This window comes from Paraburkholderia sediminicola (assembly GCF_046027825.1).
GTDB classification, from domain to species: domain Bacteria; phylum Pseudomonadota; class Gammaproteobacteria; order Burkholderiales; family Burkholderiaceae; genus Paraburkholderia; species Paraburkholderia sediminicola_D.
This window is the reverse complement of sequence record NZ_JAQQDU010000042.1, coordinates 1-20007: the sequence shown is the minus strand read 5'-3', so window position 1 is coordinate 20007 and position 20007 is coordinate 1. Positions and strand designations below refer to the sequence as shown.

Here is a 20007-nt window from a genome sequence, read left to right as displayed (position 1 = left end):
ACTGCATCACAGCACGATGCCGGCTGCCGGCCGCGCGAATACACACAATGATGATCTCAGAGGGCGGGCCGCCTGCATGCGGGGGCCCGCGGCACCATGCAGACGATCACGAGCCACGATGCCGCCAGGCGAGGAAAACGGGAACCACTATGGACGTTGTTCAGGGTCGTGTTCGGCCTGTCGGCGCTGTCGTGGGGCGGCCTCGCGCTGATGGCGCAACTTGAAAACCACTATGTAGAACGCGAGGGACGGCTCTCGCGCGTGGCCTTTTCCGATCTGATCGCGCTGGCCTGGATGGTGCCCGGGCCGGTGGGCTGCAATGTCGCCGTACAACTGGGACATGCGCTGCGCGGACGCGCTGGCGCCTGGGTCGCGGGCATTGCGAGTGTGCTGCCCTTTTTCACGCTGATGACGCTGTTCGCGATCTTCTATCGCACGCCGCTCGTGCGCGCCGCCGCCTCTCAAACCTTGCTCAATCACTTCAGTGTGGTGCTGGCTACGCTGATCGCGATCACCTGGTACAAACAGACGCGCGCGCTGGTGCGCGGCAAGCTCGAATGGATCGCGGCGGTGCTCGGTTGCGTGGCGCTCTTCTATGCGCACAGTCCCGCGGCTTACGTGGTCATGCTCGGCGCGGCCTTCGGCACCGGCTGGCTGGTCAGTCCGGTTCGCGATTCGCGCATCGTCGTGACGATCGGCCGGGGCGACTGGCAGTTGCTGACTGGATTATGTGTGTTGCTGGTGTTGTTCGCCATGCCGTTGCCGCATCGCTATGAACTGGCGCTGCTATGGCCGCGGCTGGCCGGTGCAGGCATGACGTTGTTCGGTGGCGGTTTCTCGGCGTTGCCGGTACTCAAGACGCTGTTCGTTACGCCGGCGATCGGTGTGTCGGATAACGACTTCACCCTGGCGTTTTCGCTATCCCCGCTGTCGCCCGGACCGCTGCTGAATGTGGTGCCGTTCTTCGGCTATCTGGTGGATGGCTGGGTCGGCGCGCTGATCGCGACGCTCGCGCTTTTCGTGCCGTCAGGCTGCCTGGTGGTGCTGGCGCAGCGGCATCTGCATCAGTTGAAGGCCAATCCGCGTTTCGAGCATGGCATGCGGATCTTGCGCGCGGTCACCACCGCTTTTCTTGCGGTGGCCGTGCTGCGCATTGCAGGGCATGTGCCGTTCAAACCGGTGTATCTGGTGACGGCACTGTTCTCCGGCATGTGCTTCGCGAAGCTCAAGCTGCCGGTGTATGTGGTGTACGGGACCGTGGCGGTCGTGTGTGGGCTGTGGCTGGCCTACGGCGCTATGCCGTAGGCAGGTGGGGTGGCCGCGCTTCAGAACCCGCGTGACAGCACTGCCACACCGATCGTCACCACGCCCAGCACGATATTCACCAGCACCAGACGCCGGATCGTGCCGACCGCCTGCGCGCCGTCCGGCCACTTCTGCGCCTGCACCGCGCGGCGAATACGCGGGAACACGGCGAAGCGAATGTGCCCGAAGATCAGCATCATCACGATGCCGAGGCCGGCCATGGCATGCAACGGCCACGTGGCGTGACCGCCGCCGAATTGCATCAGCAGGAAGCCGCCGGTGATGAGAATCACCAGCACGGCTGCGGCGACCCAATTGAAGAAGCGGCCGAACACCGATTCCCACAAGGGCAAGCGCAGTTGCGGCGAAAGATCGGCAATCGCTGGGCGCAGGCAGAAATGCGCAAACACCATCCCACCGACCCAAACCGCGACGGCGAGCAGATGTAAAAAGAGCGCGAGTTCGATAGCTTTGTTCATGTTGTTTTCCTCTCCCGACGATGCCACACCGCTTATGACGAGTGATATTTGTAGCGGCTATTGAGCGCATTCGACCGCGCGCTATGCGTGCAGTTCCATGTGCCGGCAGTGTCTTAACATTCTTTGTAGTTGTTATTGCAGCGCGCCCGATATCGCGACGGTGCTGCACCCCGGATTTTTGCTACGCGCGGCGCGCGCTTTAAAGCGCGCGATGTTGCTGTTTGCGCTTCGACGCACACGCCGCGTTCATGCCTGACTCTACCCTGCTTCCAACTACTTCTAGCTACTGCTTCTGCTGCTTCTACTGCTTCTTCTATTAAGCAGCGGGCACCGGACGCATACCGTCGAGCTTCATCTTGCTCTCCGGCGCACGCCCCTTGCGCGCCCGCTTGCCAATATGCGGCGTGAGTGTGGCACCGCTCACCTTCTCTTCGTCGACACGACCGCCGCGGCGCGTGCCGATCAACACCACGCCCGCCTTGTTGATGGACAGCGCCTGCACCAACGTTTCGTTATCGTCGAGCGCCATCAGCGTGACGCCGCGTCCGCCGCCCGAGAGCGTCTTCATCTCGTCGAGGCCGAACACCAGCAGGCGTCCACCCGAAGACAAACAGGCGATATGCGTCGCATCCGGCAACATCGGCATGGGTGCAAGCGGCGCGGCGCCCGCGTCGATCGTCATGAACGACTTGCCGGCCTTCACGCGGCTCACCATATCACCGACTTTGGCGATAAAGCCGAAACCGTTGCTCGATGCGAGCAGCAACGCCTGATCCGCGGAAGCCGCGTAGTAATGCATCAGATGGCTGCCCGACTCAAGTTCGATCAGCGACGTGACCGGCACGCCATCGCCCCGCCCGCCGGGCAGCAAGGCCACCGCCACCGAATAGACGCGACCATTGCTACCCCACGCGACCAGCGTATCCGGCGTGCGGCACTGGAACGCTGCATAGAGCCCGTCGCCGGCCTTGAACGTGAAGCCGGCCACATCCAGACCGTGGCCCTTCAGCGCGCGTACCCAGCCCTTCTGTGACACCACCACCGTAACCGGCTCGTCGACCACCCGTGCTTCGAACGTGGCGCGCTTTTCCTGCTGGATTAGCGTGCGACGCTCGTCGCCGTATTGCTTCGCGTCGCCTTCAATTTCCTTGATGAGCAGACGCTTCATCGCGGATTCGCTGCCGAGCAGTTCTTCGAGCTTGGCCTTCTCGTCGCGCAGTTCGGACAGTTCCTTCTCGATCTTGATCTTCTCGAGTCGCGCCAACTGACGCAAGCGGATTTCGAGAATGTCTTCGGTCTGGCGATCCGACAAGCCGAACGCCGCCATCAGCGCGGCCTTCGGTTCGTCCGATTCGCGGATGATGCGGATCACCTCGTCGATATTCAGGAAGACGATCATCCGGCCTTCGAGGATATGGATCCGGTCGTCGACCTTGCTCAACCGATGACGCGTACGGCGCGTGACCGTCGCGAAACGGAACGCGATCCACTCGTGGATGATTTCGCTCAAGCCCTTCTGACGCGGCCGGCCATCGCCGCCCACCATCACCATATTGAGCGACGCGTTCGATTCGAGGCTTGTATGCGCGAGCAACGTGTTGACGAAATCGGTCTGATCGATGCGGCTCGACTTCGGCTCGAACACGAGACGCACCGGTGCGTCCCTGCCCGACTCGTCGCGCACCGCGTCGAGTAGCGCGAGCATGGTCTGCTTGGTCTGCAACTGTTCGGGCGTGAGCGCCTTCTTGCCGAGCTTGATTTTCGGGTTGGTCTGCTCTTCGATTTCTTCAAGCACCTTCTGAGCGGCGGTGTTCGGCGGCAGTTCGGTGATCACCAGTTGCCACTGGCCACGCGCGAGCTCTTCGATCTTCCAGCGGGCGCGTACCTTCAGACTGCCGCGGCCACTTTCATAGGCCGCGGAAATCTCGGCGTCGCTCGAAATGATCTGGCCGCCGCCCGGGAAGTCCGGCCCGGCGATGTGTTGCATCAACTCGGCGTGCTCGATCTTCGGATTACGGATCGTCGCGACTGCCGCGGCCGCCACTTCGCGCAGGTTGTGCGACGGGATTTCCGTGGCCAATCCCACCGCAATGCCGGATGCGCCGTTCAACAAGACGAACGGCAAGCGCCCAGGCAACAGCCTCGGTTCTTCGAACTCGCCGTCGTAGTTCTTCATGAAATCGACCGTGCCCTGGTCAATCTCATCGAGCAGCAGCTTCGCGATCGGCGTCAGACGCGCTTCGGTGTACCGCATCGCCGCTGCGCCGTCGCCGTCGCGCGAACCGAAGTTGCCCTGGCCGTCGATCAGCGGATAGCGCATCGAGAAGTCTTGCGCGAGACGCACCAACGCGTCGTACGCTGACTGGTCGCCGTGCGGGTGGTACTTACCCAACACGTCGCCGACCACGCGCGCCGACTTCACGGGCTTGGCGTTGTCGCCGAGGCCCATGTCGTTCATGGCGTACAGGATCCGGCGCTGCACCGGCTTCTGGCCGTCGCATACATCCGGCAACGCGCGGCCCTTGACCACGCTCACGGCGTAGTCAAGGTACTGGCGTTCCGCATAATTGCCGAGCGTCAGGAAGTCGCCTTCCGGGGGCGGCGGCTCGGTGAAAAGGTCGAGAGTGTTATCGTCGTCCATCTAGATTCCGTATCCGTGTTTGGCGTGATGTGAGTGGTTCAACTAAGGCGCTGTTAGCGCGCTCAGATATCCGCTTCCACGTCGTTGCCCTTTTCTTCCAGCCAGCTGCGCCGCGACGCCGCTTCGCCCTTGCCCATCAGCATCGTCATACGCGCCACCGTGGCGTCGTAGTCGAGTTCGCCGAGTGCCACCGGCGTCAGGCGCCGCGTGTCGGGGTTCATCGTCGTGTCCCACAACTGCTCGGCGCTCATTTCGCCGAGGCCTTTGAAGCGGCTGATAGACCACTGCGTCTCGCGCACACCGTCCTTGCGCAGCTTGTCGAGAATCGCCTCGAGTTCGCCTTCATCGAGTGCGTAGAGTTTTTGGGCCGGCTTCTTGCCGCGCGCGGGTGCGTCGACCCGGAACAGCGGCGGACGCGCCACGCACACATGGCCGCGCTCGATCAGTTGCGGGAAATGCTTGAAGAACAGCGTGAGCAGCAGCACCTGGATGTGCGAACCGTCGACGTCAGCGTCCGACAAGATACAGATCTTGCCGTAACGCAGATTCGACAGATCGACTTTATCGTCCGGGCTATGCGGATCGACGCCGATCGCCACCGAAATGTCGTGCACTTCGTTGTTGGCGAACAGCCGGTCGCGCTCGGTTTCCCACGTGTTCAGCACCTTGCCGCGCAGCGGCAGGATCGCCTGATATTCCTTGTCGCGGCCCATCTTTGCCGAACCACCCGCCGAGTCACCCTCGACCAGGAACAGCTCGTTGCGGCCGATTTCCGTCGATTCGCAATCGGTCAGCTTGCCCGGCAGAACGGCCACGCCCGAGCTCTTGCGCTTTTCAACCTTCTGGCCGGCACGCGTACGCGCCTGCGCCTGCTTGATGACGAGGTCGGCGAGTTTCTTGCCGTGCTCGACGTGCTGATTCAGCCACAGCTCCAAAGCCGGCCGCGAGAACGACGACACCAGTTTCACCGCATCGCGGCTATTCAGGCGCTCCTTGATCTGCCCTTGGAATTGCGGATCGAGCACCTTCGCCGACAGCACGAACGACACGCGCGCGAACACGTCTTCCGCCAGCAGTTTGACGCCCTTCGGCTGCAGGTTATGCAACTCGACAAAGCTCTTCACCGCCTGGAACAGACCGTCACGCAAACCCGATTCGTGCGTACCGCCCGCGGGCGTCGGAATCAGATTGACGTACGACTCGCGCATGAGCGGACCTTCTTCGCTCCACGCGACGACCCACGTGGCGCCCTCACCTTCAGCAAACGTCTCTTCGCTGGTGCGCGAGTTTTCGACAAAGCGCTCGCCTTCGAACAGCGGGATCAGCAGATCGCTGCCGTTCATGCCTTCGAGCAGGTAGCCGCGCAAACCGTCTTCGTATTTCCAGGTTTGCGTTTCGCCGGTTTTCTCGTTGATCAGCGTGACTTCGACGCCCGGCAGCAGCACCGCTTTCGAGCGCAGCAGACGTTGCAGCTCGCCGAGCGGCAGGTTCGGCGAATCGAAGTACTTCGGATTGGCCCACGCCGTGACACGCGTGCCGGACTTCTTGTCGCCTTTGGTCGCGGGGCGTACTTCAAGCTGCTTCGCGACGTCGCCGTTGGCAAAGCTCAATTCGGCGATTTTGCCGTCGCGCCACACGGTGACGTCGAGGCGGGTGGACAGCGCGTTGGTGACCGACACGCCGACGCCGTGCAGGCCGCCCGAGAACGTGTAGGCGCCGCCGGCGGCTTTATCGAACTTACCGCCTGCGTGCAGGCGCGTGAAAACGATTTCGACAACCGGCACGCCTTCTTCCGGATGCAGGCCGAACGGAATGCCACGGCCATCGTCTTCGACCGAGACCGAATGGTCCGCGTGCAGCGTGACCGTGATTTGCCGGCCGTGGCCGCCAAGGGCCTCGTCCGACGCGTTGTCGATAACTTCCTGAATGATGTGCAGCGGATTTTCGGTGCGGGTGTACATCCCGGGCCGTTGCTTGACCGGCTCCAGGCCCTTCAACACCTTGATCGACGCTTCGCTATACGCGGCGTTTGGCTTTTTCGTAGACATGGTTGACTCGGGTGCGTCGGTTCATCGTTGTCCACAGGTCCTGTGGACAGGTCCGTGGACAATGCGTTGAGTTTTCAAAAAAAGCGAAACGAAACAACGGGGTTAGATGGGGTGCCCGCAGTGCGGGCAAGCTGTTTTGTCGCCTGGCTTCCCATGGGCGCGCTCGACGGTGGCTCGATGCCGGCTCAACTGCGCGGCAACGGCCAGCCGGTGCGAACGCCGGGGGAAGCCTGTTCGCGGGGTATTTTACTGATTTCGATACGGGCGGCAATTCACGACGTGCGGAACTGGCCGTTTGGATAAGGGACGGCGCTCGCGTGCGGCCTATTATGAGACCGCTACGAGACTGCCGCGCAGCCCCGGCCCCTGACATGGACGTGACGTCGGCGCAACCTCGGATCGCGCCGCCCCCGCGCCTCACTTGCGCTTGTTTTCCAGCTCGTCCCAGCGTTCCAGCGCGATCAGCAATTCTTCGTCGATAGCGGCGTAGCGCTCGGTCAGACGCGTACCTTCCTGAGCGTCTTTCGCGAAAACCGAACCGTCTTCGAGTTGAGCGCCGATGGTTTTCTGCTCAGCTTCGAGCGCGGCAATTTTCGCCGGCAATGCCTCGAGTTCGCGCTGGTCCTTGAACGACAGCTTGGCGGCGCGCTGCGTATTGCGGCCCGCGCCACCGTCTTTCGCCGCCACTTCTTTGGCCGCTTCTTTCTGCGCTTCCTGCGCCATCTGCTGCGAGCGGTCGCGCTGAATCTGCCAGTCGGTAAAGCCGCCGACATACTCGCGCCACTTGCCCGCGCCTTCCGAAGCGATCACCGAGGTCGCGACGTTATCCAGAAACGCACGATCGTGGCTGACCAGCAGCACGGTGCCGTCATACTCGGTGAGCAGCTCTTCGAGCAATTCGAGCGTCGGGATGTCAAGGTCGTTGGTCGGTTCGTCGAGCACCAGCACGTTGGCCGGCCGCGCGAACAGACGCGCCAGCAGCAGGCGATTGCGCTCGCCGCCCGACAACGACTTGACCGGCGAACGCGCGCGTTCCGGCGCGAACAGGAAGTCGCCCAGATAGCTCATCACGTGCTTCTTCTGGCCGTTGACTTCGACCCACTCGCTGCCCGGGCTGATCGTATCGGCGAGACTCTTATCCAGATCGAGTTGCGCGCGCATCTGGTCGAAGTAGGCGACCTGCAGATTGGTGCCGACACGCACCGTGCCTTCATCCGGCGCCAATTCGGCGAGGATCATCTTCAGCAGCGTCGTCTTGCCCGCACCGTTCGGACCGACGAAACCGATCTTGTCGCCGCGCATCACCGTGGCTGTGAAGTTGTAGACCACCGTGCGCGAACCGTAGCGCTTGGTGACGTCGGTCAGTTCGGCGACGATCTTGCCGGACTTCTCACCTTGACCCACGTCGAGCTTGACGTTGCCCTGCACGTTGCGGCGCTCGGCACGCTCGTTGCGCATCTCCACGAGCCGCGCGATCCGGCCGACGCTGCGCGTACGGCGCGCTTCCACGCCCTTGCGAATCCAAACTTCTTCCTGCGCGAGCAGCTTGTCGAACTTGGCTGCTTCGACTTGCTCGATTTCAAGCTGCTGCGCCTTGCGGGTCTGGTAAGCGCTGAAATTGCCCGGATACGACAGCAGACGCCCGCGATCCAGTTCGACGATGCGGGTAGCGACACGGTCGAGAAACGCGCGATCATGGGTGATGAAGAGCAGACCCGCGCGCAGCGAGACCAACAGTTCCTCGAGCCAGCGGATGCCGTCGAAGTCGAGGTGATTGGTTGGTTCGTCGAGCAGCAGCACGTCCGGCTGCACGACCAGCGCGCGCGCCAGCGCGACGCGCTTTTGCATCCCGCCCGACAGTGAGCCGACGCGCGCCTCGCCGTTCAGACCGATCTGCTGCAGCGTGGTGGCCACGCGCGTGCTCCAGTTCCAGGCGTCCGAATGATCGAGCGCCGATTGCAGCGTATTCATGCGCGACATCAGCGCGTCGTGCTCCGGGCCTTCCGGCTCGTCGGCAAGCTGATTGGCGACCACATCGTATTGATCCAGCAGCTCGCGGGCGTGAGTCAAGCCGGCAGCGACCGCTTCGAACACCGTGTCGTCCGTATCGAACTCCGGCTCCTGCGGCACATAGACCGAAGTCAGGCCCTGCTGACGCGTGACGAGACCATCGTCAGGCTTGGTCAGATCGGCGACGATTTTCAGCAGCGACGACTTGCCCGCGCCGTTACGGCCGATCAGCCCAACGCGCTCGCCCGCTTCGAGAGAGAAATCCGCGTGATCGAGCAACGCGACGTGACCGAACGCCAGTTGGGCCCCGGTAATGGTGTAAAGCGACATGGAGAATTGGAGAAGACAGCGATGAGTCGGAACTGCTCATTGTACCGGGCGCACGGGCGGGTGCCTGTATGCCGGAAGAGATAGGCCAAATGGCCGGCTTGCAAAACGGATTCTGAGCGGGAAAACGCGGCCGGGCGGTGCGTGCACACGCCCGGTCCGCTTGGACGTCCAGCTTACTTCACGTGCACCGTGATGGTCTTGCTCATCTCCGGGCCGTACGAACGATGTGCGCCGTCGCCGAATTGCAACGTCAGCGTATGGTCACCCGGCGGCAGCGTCAGGTCGGTTTCGGTCTGGCCTTTGCCGAAGTGGAGCGATTTGTCGTTAGCGGGGATCACTTGGCCCTTTGGGAGCGGCTGACCGTCGATCAGCAGATGATGGTGGCCCGTGCCTTCCGTCATCGTGCCGGCCGGCGCGATCGTCATTCCTTCGACGCCGAATACCACGTGCACCGGATTGGTGACGGTTGCGCCGTCCGCCGGCCGCACGAAAGACACACTAGCGGCCTGCGCCGCGCTCGCTACGGCGACCAACCCGGCCAGTACCGTACCGGCCAACCATTTGTTCTTAAACATTGTTTTTCTCCTTTTTTGGGAAACGAGAGTCATGCGCGGGCCATCCAGGCGTCGATTGTGGCTCGGGTTGCCTGAGGCCGATCGTCGCAACGCATGCCAGGCGCCCGGCGCGCCTGTCCAAAAGATGGGCGACGGATCAAAGCATACACGCTGTGTATGACGGGGTCCGTCACGCGGGCCCGCACACGTCTCAGGCACTTTGCGGCGATGCCGCATGGGTAATTAGCGGTCCGTTTGTCAAATTCCGGTAATATTGCGGGTCGCCGCCGTGCCCAAAAAAGGGGCAGACTGGGCGGATCAATGCACTGAACCAAAGAAGAGTACGTCGTGAGCGAAGTAATTGAAGTGACTGAATATAAGAGCTGGGTCTGCCTGATTTGCGGCTGGATCTACAACGAAGAAGAAGGTATTCCCGAAGAAGGTATCGCCCCGGGCACGCGCTTCGCCGCGATTCCGGACGACTGGCGCTGCCCGCTGTGCGATGTAGGCAAGGCGGAGTTTGCGGTGGTGGAATTCTGAGTTAGCTCGATTGAGCCGGGGGTGCGCTGCTTGACGTAGTGCGCCGGGCGGTTCGCGCGGCCCAGTGGGTGATGCCTGCTGGGCCGTTTGCTTTGTGGGACGGGCTTTGCAGCCCTCCTCGCGGCTGAGCGTGTTTGATATACTCTGCGCTCGCTGGCGAATTTGGACTCGCCGGATCCTGCCTGGGGTTGTGAGTCGGCGGGATTGCAGCGATTATTTGGGTTCGGTCCTCTCCCCGTAGTTCAATGGATAGAACAAGTGCCTCCTAAGCGCTAGATACAGGTTCGATTCCTGTCGGGGGGACCAATCAGCGCCCAGCGTCTCCCATATTTTGCCCAAAAGCCCCGTATAGCCTTGCGCTGCGGGGCTTTTTGCTGTCGTCATGGCCCACAGTTGCGAAACGTACCAATCTATTCGTGTGCGCAGTCGGTCTACTTGAAGGCATCTGCATACCGAACATCCTTCCGGACAACCCGTGCAGCCCGGCTTTCCATACCGTTCATACCGTTGCGACTTACACGAGCGCCTCTAAAGTATTCTCGGTGCATGCCGAAAATCAGGCATGGAAAACGACGACCGCCTCCGCCCCGGCCACCCTCTATATGAGGAAGCGATGGCTCTCGAATTGACCGTGCGCACGCTGCGTCACGCACGGGGCAAGAAGAATCCCGAAGACGTTCTCTATGCGTCACCTGAGTGGGACGTTGTCAGCGAGGAGTTTGTGCGCGACCTTTTTCGAGCGATGGGTGGCAATCCGGCCGAGTTGCCTTGATCGAACCTAGGCCTCGCTCGTCATCGACGTACAAACCGCCCTCACCCCATCACGAAGGCCGCTTCGGAATCTCCAATCCCCTCGCCACGGCCGGACGCGCAACGAACGCAGCCAGCACCCGCTTCACATTCGAAAACTCGTCAATCCCGACCAGATCCCCTGCTTCGTAGAAACCAATCAGATTACGCACCCACGGAAAAGTCGCGATATCAGCAATCGAGTAAGCATCGCCCAAAATCCAGTTGCGCCCTGCGAGCTGCTGATCCAGCACTCCAAGCAGCCGCTTCGACTCGGCGATATAACGATCGCGCGGGCGTTTGTCTTCGTATTCCTTGCCCGCGAACTTGTGGAAGAAACCGACCTGCCCGAACATCGGGCCGATGCCGCCCATCTGGAACATCACCCACTGGATCGCTTCATAACGGCCAGCGGCATCCTGCGGCATCAATTTGCCGCTCTTGTCCGCGAGGTAAATCAGAATCGCGCCGGATTCGAACAACGGAAGCGGTTTGCCGTCAGGGCCGTTCGGATCGATGATCGCCGGAATCTTGTTGTTCGGATTCAGCGACAAAAACTCAGCAGACATCTGATCGTTGGTATCGAAGCGCACGAGATGCGGCTCATACGGCAAACCGGTCTCTTCGAGCATGATCGACACCTTCACGCCATTGGGCGTCGGCAGCGAATACAGCTGAATCCGGTCCGGATGCTCGGCAGGCCATTTCTTCGTGATCGGGAAGGCGGAGAGATCGGTCATGGTAACGGTGTAACCCTTGTGCGAGAGCTGCGGCTGGAAATCGGAACGGGGAATCAGCAATCGGCCAGAAGACCGAAAAGCAAGACCCGAACGCGCGACCGCCAAATATAAACCGACTCAGCACAACGCGTGCGCGGCCGCCTCAGTTCACCCCAACGCGAATGGGGCCACTCGACACTCATCCCTACCGCATAGCCTCACGAAGGCACCCTTCACCACAAATCTTTGGTCGCCGCACCGGCGCGCAGGTCATACCCTTCGCGCCACAAGGCCGCACCGACCGTCAACAGCAGCGTCCTCTGCTCGCCGTCGAGTTGCTCCCACGTCGCCGCCAGCCAACTGGCAAAACTCGCACAGGTGGGTTCGAGGTCGACAGGCGTTTTGCCCTCCAGGTACTGCCGCTCAAACATCGAAAGCACTTTTCCGGGTGTCATGCGCGCCTCCTCCCTGTTGGATGCGCCAAGTCTAAAGGCGACGCACGGTGTGTGGAGCATCCACAGCGCCGAACCCGGGTTACTCCCAGGCGAAAACCGCGCGGCGCCCGGCAGCCGATTCCTGACGCCTGACACCCCCTAAAACCCGGCCCCCGAAGCCCTGCAAAAACAAAAAAGGCGCCGAAGCGCCTTTTCCCGGCAAGCGACACCGCAAACCAAATTACGGCGCCTTGTGCTTTGCATTGTCTTTGGCTTGTTCCTTGGCGTCGCCATAAGCCTTTTGCACTTTGCCGGCGCCTTGCTGAAGGTCGCCCTTAAGCTCCTTCCCCGGGTTGTTGGTGGCCTTACCCACTACTTCGTTGACCTTGCCCTTGATCTGCTCGCCTACACCCTTTACCTGGTCCTTGTTCATGTTCGGCTCCGATATTGGAAATGCCAGCGCGACGTTACGCCAGTATCTCTATTCAGCAACGGGTGTGCCCGCGCCTCGCGCCAGCCCGTTTTTCCCTATGAAGCCAATGGCAATAAATATTTTAAAAAGACCCTAAAGTCCCGTCGCAGCTTGCCGTAAAGGTGCCATGGAGGGGCTATGGAACGCACACTCATTGCACTGAACGGGTCATCCCAGGCGGCGCTGATCGATCAGGATATCGCGCACATCCGGCGCGTCATGCGGCCGTCTTTACACGGCGACCTGGGCGGACCGATTCTGCCGGCCACCTATTGGCGCAAACGTCTGCACCAGTTGCTCGACGCCGGCAGCCTGTCCCACGCGCAACTGTGCGCAGTGGACAGCCTCCTGCTGCAACTCGACCAGTTCGACGCCGAACCCCCGCCGGCATGGGATGGGCTGGCTCCGGCAGCCGCCGCGCCGTTCCAGCCGCTACGCCCTGTGCCCGTCAGCCGTCATATCTGACGCGCTGCAAGCCTTGATGGCCCGGCCTTCCGCGCCGGCCAGCCCGACTACTCCCCGCTAAAAAGAGGCCGCGAACGATGTCGCGGCCGGAACACGTCGCAACGCGGGGAATTCGCGTCACACCACAAGCCTACACGTCCAACTGTGACACTCGCATTTAGGCCGGGACAGTCTTTGAGTAAGCAGAAATTTTCTGCTCGCGGTCAGTGAAAATAGGGAAAAGGGACGACCTTAGGTCATAATGTCCGCAAAAATTCCCAGCAAGGACATCCGTGACCCTCGCCGCACCGCTCGACCTGCTTAAACAGGCGCGCGCCCGCTTCACTCAACGCGAAATCGCCGCGCACGTCGGTAAGGACATCAAGACGGTACGCCGCTGGGAAAAAGGCGAAACACCGTGTCCGTCGATGCTCGAACCGGCGCTGCGCGACCTGCTGCACAGTAGCGGTCGTGCCAAAGCCGGTGCGGCGACGGGCGACGCCCAGTTCCGCTTCGTCGATCTGTTTGCGGGCATCGGCGGCATTCGCATGGGTTTCGAGGCGCACGGCGGCGACTGCGTCTTTACAAGCGAGTGGAACGATTTCTCCACCAAGACCTATCGCGAGAACTACCCTGCCGGCGGCGAACACGCGCTGATCGGCGATATCGTCTCGTTTCCCGCGGAAGAGGTGCCGAGCCACGACGTGCTGCTCGGCGGCTTTCCGTGCCAGCCGTTCTCGATTGCCGGCGTCAGCAAGAAAAACGCGATGGGCCGGCCGCACGGTTTCGAGTGCACGACGCAGGGCACCCTGTTTTTCGATGTCGCGCGAATCATCGCGGCAAAGCGCCCCGCCGCGTTCCTGCTGGAGAACGTGAAGAATCTGCTCTCGCACGATAAAGGCCGAACCTTCGACGTCATCCTGCAGACCTTGCGCGACGAGCTCGGCTACGAAGTGCACTACCGCGTGGTCGACGGCCAGCATTTCACGCCGCAGCATCGGGAGCGCATCATCATTGTCGGTTTTCGCGGCAAGACGTCGTTCTCCTGGGACGATCTGCGTCTGCCGGAAAGCGGCCCGCGCCTAGGCTCGATCCTGCATCGTACGGATGGCAGCGAACCGGTGCTGCCGTGGGATCACGATCGCTTCTTCGACCACGCCGGCAAACGCGTGCAACCGAAGTACACGCTCACGCCCAATCTCTGGACCTATCTGCAAAACTACGCGGCAAAGCATCGCGCAGCGGGGAACGGCTTTGGCTTCGGCATGGCTTATCCCGACAGCGTCACGCGCACACTCTCCGCGCGGTATCACAAGGACGGCTCGGAGATTCTGGTCTATCAGGGCGAGCAGTTGCGGCCGCGGCGCCTCACGCCGCGCGAATGCGCCCGGCTGATGGGTTTTCCCGACACCTTCAGGATTCCGGTCAGCGATACGCAGGCTTACCGGCAATTCGGCAACAGTGTCGTGATGCCGGTGATGCGCGAAGTGGCGCGCATCATGCTGCCGCATGTGCAAACCCTGCTCGCCGAGGAAACGCGCCATGGTTCGAAGCAAACCCTTTCGCTCTATTCCTGAGCGGCCTGATCCGTTACCCAGGCGCTGACGATGGTCGATATCGTCGACAGCGCCACGCGCAGCCGGATGATGTCCGGCATACGCGGCCGCAACACGAAACCGGAAATCCTGATCCGCAGCCTGCTGCATGGCCAGGGCTTTCGTTTCCGGCTGGACGCGCGCGATCTGCCGGGACGCCCGGACATCGTGCTGCCGCGCTACCGCGCCGTCGTGCTGGTGCACGGCTGCTTCTGGCACGGCCACGACTGTCATCTTTTCAAATGGCCGCAAACGCGGCCTGAGTTCTGGCGCGACAAGATCGGCCGTAATCGCAGCAACGACGACAAGGTTCAGGCGGCGCTGCTCGCAGGCGGGTGGCGCGTCGGCGTGGTGTGGGAATGTGCTTTGCGTGGCGCGAATCGCGATATCGAGGGCGTGTTGCAGCGGCTCGTCGAGTGGTTGAAGAGCGACGCGCCGCGTTTCGAGGAGCGCGGCTGAAAGCTGCCTGTAGCCTGCCCGGCTCGAGCGAATCTTGACGCCGCTGGTGATACACTCGATTGGCTAACTCGGGGTATTTTTTGCGTGCCGGCGCGGCCATCATCCGCCAGCAATCCCGCAACAGTCCAGTTGCAGGCCTGCAGCAAAAAGACACGCCCCCGACTATCCCAGAACCACTCAAGAAGGGAGGCACACAATGGCTGATTTCCGTCTCTGGTCCGACGATTTCCCCACCAACGGCTTTATGCCGAAAGCCCACGAATACCACGACAAGGCCTTCGGTGTGGACGGCGAGAACATCTCGCCCACGTTGCAGTGGGATGCGCCGCCGGCCGACACCCAAAGCTTCGCACTCACCGTTCACGATCCCGACGCGCCCACCGGCAGCGGCTTCTGGCACTGGGTCGTCGTCAACATTCCGGCTGACGTCCGCTCACTACCGCGCAACGCCGGCAAGGCCGATGGCTCGCTGCTGCCGCAAGGCGCGCTGCAGTTGCGCAACGACTACGGCACGGTCGGCTTCGGCGGCGCCGCGCCGCCGCGTGGCGACAGGACGCATCGCTACATCTTCCGCCTGCACGCGCTGAAGGTGCCGCATCTGCCGATCAACGCGGACACCACCAATGCGGTCGCGCGCTTCATGACGCATCTCAACGAACTCGACTCGACCACGCACACCGGTCTGTACGAACTCAAGTAACGCGTGAGATGCGATGCCGGTGTGCTGTCGCAGCGCCGGTATCGTCGCTGCTTGCCGTCCTGCTTTTCCAGGACGGTAAGCAGCGCGCGTGGCTCATCGCAGAAACGATGAGCCACCGCACGCCAAATCAAAAGAACGATGCACGCACAACCATCGCGCAAGGACAGTCCGATGCCGGCTGATGCCGCCCCTGTTGCTCCAGCCGCCGCCGGCACCCAGTTCGCGGACAGCACCGAACAAGGCTTGCCGATTCCGCAACGCTACTGGGCGATGCTGGTTATCGCCCTCGCCCTCACACTCGCAGTGCTCGACAGCGCGATCGCCAACGTGGCGCTGCCGACCATCGCGCGCAATCTGCATGCGAGCGCAGCCGGCTCGATCTGGGTCGTCAACGCTTACCAGCTCGCCATCACCATTTCACTGCTGCCGCTCGCGTCGCTCGGCGATCGCATCGGCTACCGGCGGATTTACCTGGGCGGGCTGATCCTGTTCACCGTGTCGTCGTTCGGTTGCGCGTTATCCACCTCGCTGCCGACGCTCGCACTCGCCCGCGTGGTCCAGGGCTTCGGCGCGGCGGGGATCATGAGCGTAAACACCGCGCTCGTGCGCATGATCTATCCGCCCGCGCAGCTCGGCCGCGGCGTTGCAATCAACGCGATGGTGGTCGCGGTGTCGTCCGCGGTCGGGCCGACAGTCGCTTCCGGCGTGCTCGCCGTCGCCTCGTGGCCGTGGCTGTTCGCGATCAATGTGCCGATCGGGATCGCGGCGATCGTCGGCGGCTTCAAGGCGCTGCCGATGAATCCCGGCCACGATTCGCCCTATGACTATCTGAGCGCGGTGATGAACGCGTTCGTGTTCGGTCTGCTGATTTTCGCCGTCGACGGTCTCGGCCACGGCGAGCGCTTCGGCTGGGTTGTCGCGCAGGCACTCGGCGCGGTGGTGATCGGTTACTTCTTCGTGCGCCGTCAGTTGACCCAGTCCGCGCCCTTGCTGCCAATCGATTTGCTGAAAATTCCGGTGTTCGCCCTGTCGGTCGGCACCTCGATCTGTTCGTTCTGCGCGCAGATGCTGGCCTTCGTGTCGTTGCCGTTTCTGCTGCAGGACACGCTGGGTTTTTCGCAGGTAGACACGGGTTTGCTGATGACGCCGTGGCCGGCGGTGATTATCATCGCCGCACCGATTGCCGGTATGCTGTCGGACAAGGTGTCGTCCGGATGGCTGGGCGGCGTCGGACTCGTTGCGATGACGGCGGGCCTGCTGCTGCTCGCCACCCTCGGCGCGCATCCTGAGCCCATGCAGATCGCGTGGCGCATGGCGCTGTGCGGTGCGGGGTTCGGCATCTTCCAGTCGCCCAACAACCGGACCATGTTATCCGCCGCGCCGCGTGAGCGCAGCGGCGGCGCGAGCGGCATGCTCGGCACCGCGCGCCTGACCGGACAGACGCTGGGCGCAGCGCTGGTCGCGCTGATCTTCGGCATCGCACCGCAGCATGGGCCGACTATCGTGCTGTATGTGGCCGCGTGCTTTTCAGCGGTCGCTGCCGTGGTCAGCACGCTGCGCGTGATCCAGCCTGTCACCGTGCAAGCGGCGTGAGCGGCGTGAGCGGCGTGAGCGGCGTAAGCGGCGTAAGCGCATGGCAGGCTTCACCGCTCGCCGATCTGAATGCGTGGCTGCCAGAATACGTTTCAAGCCTACGCGCATAATCGGTCTGAGCAGGTTATCCGCCTGAACCCCGATACAACAAGGGCGCGAATCGCACGCTGCGGTCCGCGCCCTTTTTAATGCTTCAGTCGTTCTTTTCCAAACAGTTCGACGTGATCAGCGCGCGCGGCCCTTGAAGGCATCCACGCCGCCGTCGATGATGCGGCTACGACGACGATGCCGTCACGTCAGCGAGCTTTACCGCTTTGGCCGTCACCGAAGCGGCAGTCGTGACGTTGCGCAGATCGCCCAGGAACGTATCGCGCCAGACCGACAGATTGTTCTCACGCATCGGTGCCATCATGTCCGCATGACGCGCCTGACGCTCGGCGAGCGACATCGACAGCGCGCGCTCCAGCGCCTCGGCCATCTGCGACAGATCGAACGGATTGACGACCAGCGCCCCCGGCAGTTGCTCGGCCGCGCCGGCAAATTGCGACAACACGAGTACGCCCGGATCGGCCGGATCCTGCGATGCAACGTACTCCTTGGCAACCAGGTTCATGCCGTCGCGCAGCGGCGTCACATAGCCGACCTGCGATTGACGGAACAGCGCCATCAGCAGATTGCGCTCGTACTTGCGGTTCAGATACTGGATCGGCGTCCAGTCGAGTTGCGCGAACCGGCCGTTGATGCGGCCGGCTTCGCCCTCTAGCGTCTGACGAATGCGCTGGTAGGTCGCCACGTCAGCGCGTGTCGGAGGCGCGATCTGCACCAGCGAAACGCGCCCGTGCCACCCTGGTGCATTCAGCAGCAGCCGTTCGAACGCCTGAAAGCGCTCCACCAGACCCTTCGAATAATCGAGCCGGTCGACGCTCATGATCAGCTTGCGCCCGCGCATGCCGTCACGCAGGCTGCGCACCGGCTTACGGTCGGTGAATTGCTCGGCGGCCTTGGCGATTGCATCGGGATAGATACCGATCGGGTACGCGCCCACTTTCAGGAAACGGTTGTAGGCGTGCACCATGCCGTCTTCGCTCGAGGTGCCGTGCTGGCCGCGCTCGATAAAGTCGACGAACGACTGGCGGTCCGCTTCGGTCTGGAAACCGACCACGTCATAGCTGCACATTGCCTTGACCAGTTCGTCGTGCGGCGGAATCGTGCGGAGTACTTCCGGAACCGGAAACGGAATATGCAGGAAGAAGCCGATCGGATTCTTCACACCTAGCTCACGCAGACAGCGCGCGAACGGCAGCAGATGATAGTCGTGCACCCAGATGATGTCATCGGGTTTGAGCAGCTCTTTGAGCTGTTTGGCGAGCGTCGCGTTGACGCGCTGATAGCCCGCGTATTCCTGCCGGTCGTAGCGCGACAGATCGTTGCGATAGTGGAACGTCGGCCACAGTGTCGCGTTGGAAAAGCCGCGATAGTACTGGTCATAGTCGCGCTTGGTGAGTCCCACCGTCGCGTACGTCACATTGCCCTGCTTCTCAATCACTGGCGAGGACGGCTCGCTCACCGTCTCACCGCTCCAGCCGAACCAGACTCCGCCGGTTTCCTTCAACGCGTCCAGCACGCCGATCGCGAGGCCACCTGCCGCGGGACGGCCTTCCTGGATCGGCGCCACACGATTCGATACCACGATCAGTCTGCTCATTGATACTCCACCTGGTCAGTTGTTTCGTTGCATACGGATATGTGCCAAAAAGGTGCATGCAAGTCGCGTGCCGTTTTTTGAGATGCCAGAAATAAAAATGTGTGCAAATGTGACGGACGAGCAGAAACGCGCGACATCGAAGCACCGCGAAGAATTTTTTTCCGCTTTGTATGACGAAACCGGGACCCTTCTTACCGGCCGTCAGACGGGTTCAGGCGTCCTGCTCCGAGCCGAGATCGCGCTGGTACTCCAGCCCTTCCTGACGCACGCCGCCCTGGTTGTGCTCGCCGTCTGGCGGCGCATTGGGCGCGACGCGGTTCTGTGCTGCCGGGTCTGGCGATTCCGGCGGACTGCTGTTGCTGGTGCCTGGCCGGGCATCGCGCTTCGAGTGGCGCGCGGAACGTCGCAGTGCTGGATGTCTCATGATCGATGCCTCTTGGGGAAGCCCGCCGCCATCGGGAGCGGCATCAATACAGTCTAGGGGTCACGACGGCAAATTGCCGGTAAAAGATGCGCCGGTTTTGTAACAAGTACATAAATTCGATGTGTCGGACTGTGGCTCAGCGTACTGAACATGTCAGAGTTGCATGCGTGCGGTCTGTGACGGCTGGCGGCGACTGGCTTGGGGCGTTTGCGTGGGCTGGGGGGGCGGATCGCCGATTGGTGGAGCGACTGGTTCCATCGGGTCTGGTGTTGGACTTGGGTTCGGAGTCGTGTCGGGTTCGGCAGGATCCGGCGTCGGCGGCTCGATTGGCTCCGGACGGTGAGCGTGTTTCGGGAGAGCGCTCGCGGGCGCGTTGGTGGCAGCGTGTTCCGGCATGACGGTTGTCCTCGTGTTTGCGTTCCTGTGAATCGCAGCAAGGCCTATGCCGGGGAGGGGCCGCCGTGGGCGGGGTTTGTTACCTACGGCGTATGTGGTTGTGCCTGGTTCTCGTTTGGCCTTTTCTTATTTTCGCCTCTTTGGACTTTTTTGAGCTGTTTGCCTGCTCGGCGCTCGTGGTTGGTTGCCTGCGGCGTTGGGCTTTGCTTGTTCTTTTTGCCTTCGCGGCGCTTATTGTCTGTTTGCCTGTGGCGTTGGCCTTTCCTTGTTTTGTTAGTGGTCTATTAGCGTCGCCCCTGTGCGGGGCAGGCACCTACTTCTCTTTGCCGCCGCAAAGAGAAGTAGGCAAGAGAAAGCGGCTCAAACCGCC

21 protein-coding genes and 1 tRNA gene are annotated in these 20007 nt (G+C 62.1%); 11 read left to right on the top strand and 11 right to left on the bottom strand.

All coding sequences use genetic code 11. The annotated features are described in order from the left end of the window. Window positions 1-96: 96 nt before the first annotated feature. Window positions 97-1305: a chromate transporter gene (locus tag PQQ96_RS22440; RefSeq protein WP_408296710.1), complete on the top strand. Its 1209-nt coding sequence runs from the start codon at window positions 97-99 to the stop codon at window positions 1303-1305. 20 nt (window positions 1306-1325) lie between these two features. Here the strand turns inward: PQQ96_RS22440 and PQQ96_RS22435 are convergent, their stop codons facing one another. The 3 genes from PQQ96_RS22435 to PQQ96_RS22425 form a co-directional block, all read right to left on the bottom strand. Then, window positions 1326-1784: a CopD family protein gene (locus PQQ96_RS22435; protein WP_120303622.1), complete on the bottom strand. Its 459-nt coding sequence runs from the start codon at window positions 1782-1784 to the stop codon at window positions 1326-1328. A 316-nt stretch (window positions 1785-2100) separates the two neighbouring features. Further along, window positions 2101-4425 carry a DNA topoisomerase IV subunit A gene (gene parC, locus PQQ96_RS22430; protein WP_408296707.1) on the bottom strand — a complete coding sequence of 775 codons (2325 nt, stop codon included), beginning with the start codon at window positions 4423-4425 and terminating at the stop codon, window positions 2101-2103. A 62-nt stretch (window positions 4426-4487) separates the two neighbouring features. Next, window positions 4488-6473, bottom strand: a complete 1986-nt coding sequence (locus tag PQQ96_RS22425) for a DNA topoisomerase IV subunit B (protein ID WP_408296704.1) — start codon at window positions 6471-6473, stop codon at window positions 4488-4490. Between the two features lie 54 nt (window positions 6474-6527). On the opposite strand from PQQ96_RS22425, the gene PQQ96_RS22420 reads away from it, so the two are divergent. Beyond that, window positions 6528-6776, top strand: coding sequence for a hypothetical protein (locus PQQ96_RS22420; protein WP_408296701.1), 249 nt, complete (start codon window positions 6528-6530; stop codon window positions 6774-6776). Window positions 6777-6890: 114 nt separating this feature from the next. Here PQQ96_RS22420 and PQQ96_RS22415 read toward each other — a convergent pair whose 3' ends face one another. Together PQQ96_RS22415 and PQQ96_RS22410 are read right to left on the bottom strand one after the other, a co-directional pair. After that, window positions 6891-8813, bottom strand: coding sequence for an ATP-binding cassette domain-containing protein (locus tag PQQ96_RS22415; RefSeq protein WP_408296698.1), 1923 nt, complete (start codon window positions 8811-8813; stop codon window positions 6891-6893). A 173-nt stretch (window positions 8814-8986) separates the two neighbouring features. Continuing rightward, the gene (locus PQQ96_RS22410) at window positions 8987-9388 is read right to left on the bottom strand and encodes a DUF4399 domain-containing protein (protein WP_408296695.1); all 402 of its coding nucleotides are present in this window, start codon (window positions 9386-9388) and stop codon (window positions 8987-8989) included. A 327-nt stretch (window positions 9389-9715) separates the two neighbouring features. Here PQQ96_RS22410 and PQQ96_RS22405 point away from each other — a divergent pair, with 327 nt between their 5' ends. The 3 genes from PQQ96_RS22405 (at window position 9716) to PQQ96_RS22395 (ending at window position 10679) form a co-directional block, all read left to right on the top strand. Further along, on the top strand, window positions 9716-9907 hold the full coding sequence (locus PQQ96_RS22405; RefSeq protein WP_408296692.1) for a rubredoxin: 192 nt from the start codon (window positions 9716-9718) through the stop codon (window positions 9905-9907). Between the two features lie 231 nt (window positions 9908-10138). Continuing rightward, window positions 10139-10213 (top strand) — tRNA-Arg (locus PQQ96_RS22400). A 307-nt stretch (window positions 10214-10520) separates the two neighbouring features. Further along, on the top strand, window positions 10521-10679 hold the full coding sequence (locus PQQ96_RS22395; protein ID WP_408296689.1) for a hypothetical protein: 159 nt from the start codon (window positions 10521-10523) through the stop codon (window positions 10677-10679). Window positions 10680-10728: 49 nt separating this feature from the next. On the opposite strand, the gene PQQ96_RS22390 is transcribed toward PQQ96_RS22395, so the two are convergent. The 3 genes from PQQ96_RS22390 to PQQ96_RS22380 all read right to left on the bottom strand — a co-directional run bounded on the left by PQQ96_RS22390 (window position 10729) and on the right by PQQ96_RS22380 (window position 12282). Continuing rightward, entirely contained in the window at window positions 10729-11436 is a 708-nt protein-coding gene (locus tag PQQ96_RS22390) for a glutathione S-transferase N-terminal domain-containing protein (RefSeq protein WP_408296687.1), read from the bottom strand. A 212-nt stretch (window positions 11437-11648) separates the two neighbouring features. Beyond that, window positions 11649-11870, bottom strand: coding sequence for a hypothetical protein (locus PQQ96_RS22385; protein WP_408296684.1), 222 nt, complete (start codon window positions 11868-11870; stop codon window positions 11649-11651). A 220-nt stretch (window positions 11871-12090) separates the two neighbouring features. Then, on the bottom strand, window positions 12091-12282 hold the full coding sequence (locus PQQ96_RS22380) for a CsbD family protein (RefSeq protein WP_408296682.1): 192 nt from the start codon (window positions 12280-12282) through the stop codon (window positions 12091-12093). 177 nt (window positions 12283-12459) lie between these two features. Between PQQ96_RS22380 and PQQ96_RS22375 the strand changes: the two genes are divergently transcribed. From PQQ96_RS22375 to PQQ96_RS22355, 5 genes are all read left to right on the top strand, one after another. Beyond that, a complete protein-coding gene (locus PQQ96_RS22375) occupies window positions 12460-12786 on the top strand; it encodes a hypothetical protein (RefSeq protein WP_408296679.1) in 327 nt (108 codons plus the stop codon). Between the two features lie 272 nt (window positions 12787-13058). Continuing rightward, the gene (dcm, locus tag PQQ96_RS22370) at window positions 13059-14342 is read left to right on the top strand and encodes a DNA (cytosine-5-)-methyltransferase (RefSeq protein ID WP_408296676.1); all 1284 of its coding nucleotides are present in this window, start codon (window positions 13059-13061) and stop codon (window positions 14340-14342) included. Window positions 14343-14372: 30 nt separating this feature from the next. Then, window positions 14373-14819: a very short patch repair endonuclease gene (locus PQQ96_RS22365; RefSeq protein ID WP_408296673.1), complete on the top strand. Its 447-nt coding sequence runs from the start codon at window positions 14373-14375 to the stop codon at window positions 14817-14819. 196 nt (window positions 14820-15015) lie between these two features. Further along, window positions 15016-15519, top strand: coding sequence for a YbhB/YbcL family Raf kinase inhibitor-like protein (locus PQQ96_RS22360; protein ID WP_121109584.1), 504 nt, complete (start codon window positions 15016-15018; stop codon window positions 15517-15519). A 171-nt stretch (window positions 15520-15690) separates the two neighbouring features. Further along, on the top strand, window positions 15691-17112 hold the full coding sequence (locus tag PQQ96_RS22355) for an MFS transporter (protein ID WP_408296670.1): 1422 nt from the start codon (window positions 15691-15693) through the stop codon (window positions 17110-17112). A gap of 274 nt (window positions 17113-17386) precedes the next feature. Here the strand turns inward: PQQ96_RS22355 and otsA are convergent, their stop codons facing one another. The 3 genes from otsA to PQQ96_RS22340 all read right to left on the bottom strand — a co-directional run bounded on the left by otsA (window position 17387) and on the right by PQQ96_RS22340 (window position 19637). Then, the gene (gene otsA, locus PQQ96_RS22350) at window positions 17387-18817 is read right to left on the bottom strand and encodes an alpha,alpha-trehalose-phosphate synthase (UDP-forming) (protein ID WP_408296667.1); all 1431 of its coding nucleotides are present in this window, start codon (window positions 18815-18817) and stop codon (window positions 17387-17389) included. A 211-nt stretch (window positions 18818-19028) separates the two neighbouring features. Next, window positions 19029-19241: a hypothetical protein gene (locus PQQ96_RS22345; RefSeq protein WP_408296664.1), complete on the bottom strand. Its 213-nt coding sequence runs from the start codon at window positions 19239-19241 to the stop codon at window positions 19029-19031. Window positions 19242-19394: 153 nt separating this feature from the next. Further along, window positions 19395-19637: a hypothetical protein gene (locus PQQ96_RS22340; protein WP_408296661.1), complete on the bottom strand. Its 243-nt coding sequence runs from the start codon at window positions 19635-19637 to the stop codon at window positions 19395-19397. A gap of 98 nt (window positions 19638-19735) precedes the next feature. Between PQQ96_RS22340 and PQQ96_RS22335 the strand changes: the two genes are divergently transcribed. After that, a partial coding sequence (locus PQQ96_RS22335) for a hypothetical protein (protein ID WP_408296658.1) occupies window positions 19736-20007 on the top strand: 272 nt, incomplete at its 3' end.

Excerpts from the sequence above, each read along its gene's own strand:
- PQQ96_RS22440 (WP_408296710.1), top strand. The coding sequence starts at position 97 with ATGCAGACGATCACGAGCCACGATGCCGCCAGGCGAGGAAAACGGGAA.
- PQQ96_RS22435 (WP_120303622.1), bottom strand. The coding sequence starts at position 1,784 with ATGAACAAAGCTATCGAACTCGCGCTCTTTTTACATCTGCTCGCCGTC.
- parC (WP_408296707.1), bottom strand. The coding sequence starts at position 4,425 with ATGGACGACGATAACACTCTCGACCTTTTCACCGAGCCGCCGCCCCCG.
- PQQ96_RS22425 (WP_408296704.1), bottom strand. The coding sequence starts at position 6,473 with ATGTCTACGAAAAAGCCAAACGCCGCGTATAGCGAAGCGTCGATCAAG.
- PQQ96_RS22415 (WP_408296698.1), bottom strand. The coding sequence starts at position 8,813 with ATGTCGCTTTACACCATTACCGGGGCCCAACTGGCGTTCGGTCACGTC.
- PQQ96_RS22410 (WP_408296695.1), bottom strand. The coding sequence starts at position 9,388 with ATGTTTAAGAACAAATGGTTGGCCGGTACGGTACTGGCCGGGTTGGTC.
- PQQ96_RS22395 (WP_408296689.1), top strand. The coding sequence starts at position 10,521 with ATGGCTCTCGAATTGACCGTGCGCACGCTGCGTCACGCACGGGGCAAG.
- PQQ96_RS22390 (WP_408296687.1), bottom strand. The coding sequence starts at position 11,436 with ATGACCGATCTCTCCGCCTTCCCGATCACGAAGAAATGGCCTGCCGAG.
- PQQ96_RS22385 (WP_408296684.1), bottom strand. The coding sequence starts at position 11,870 with ATGACACCCGGAAAAGTGCTTTCGATGTTTGAGCGGCAGTACCTGGAG.
- PQQ96_RS22380 (WP_408296682.1), bottom strand. The coding sequence starts at position 12,282 with ATGAACAAGGACCAGGTAAAGGGTGTAGGCGAGCAGATCAAGGGCAAG.
- PQQ96_RS22375 (WP_408296679.1), top strand. The coding sequence starts at position 12,460 with ATGGAACGCACACTCATTGCACTGAACGGGTCATCCCAGGCGGCGCTG.
- PQQ96_RS22365 (WP_408296673.1), top strand. The coding sequence starts at position 14,373 with ATGGTCGATATCGTCGACAGCGCCACGCGCAGCCGGATGATGTCCGGC.
- PQQ96_RS22360 (WP_121109584.1), top strand. The coding sequence starts at position 15,016 with ATGGCTGATTTCCGTCTCTGGTCCGACGATTTCCCCACCAACGGCTTT.
- PQQ96_RS22355 (WP_408296670.1), top strand. The coding sequence starts at position 15,691 with ATGCCGGCTGATGCCGCCCCTGTTGCTCCAGCCGCCGCCGGCACCCAG.
- otsA (WP_408296667.1), bottom strand. The coding sequence starts at position 18,817 with ATGAGCAGACTGATCGTGGTATCGAATCGTGTGGCGCCGATCCAGGAA.
- PQQ96_RS22345 (WP_408296664.1), bottom strand. The coding sequence starts at position 19,241 with ATGAGACATCCAGCACTGCGACGTTCCGCGCGCCACTCGAAGCGCGAT.
- PQQ96_RS22340 (WP_408296661.1), bottom strand. The coding sequence starts at position 19,637 with ATGCCGGAACACGCTGCCACCAACGCGCCCGCGAGCGCTCTCCCGAAA.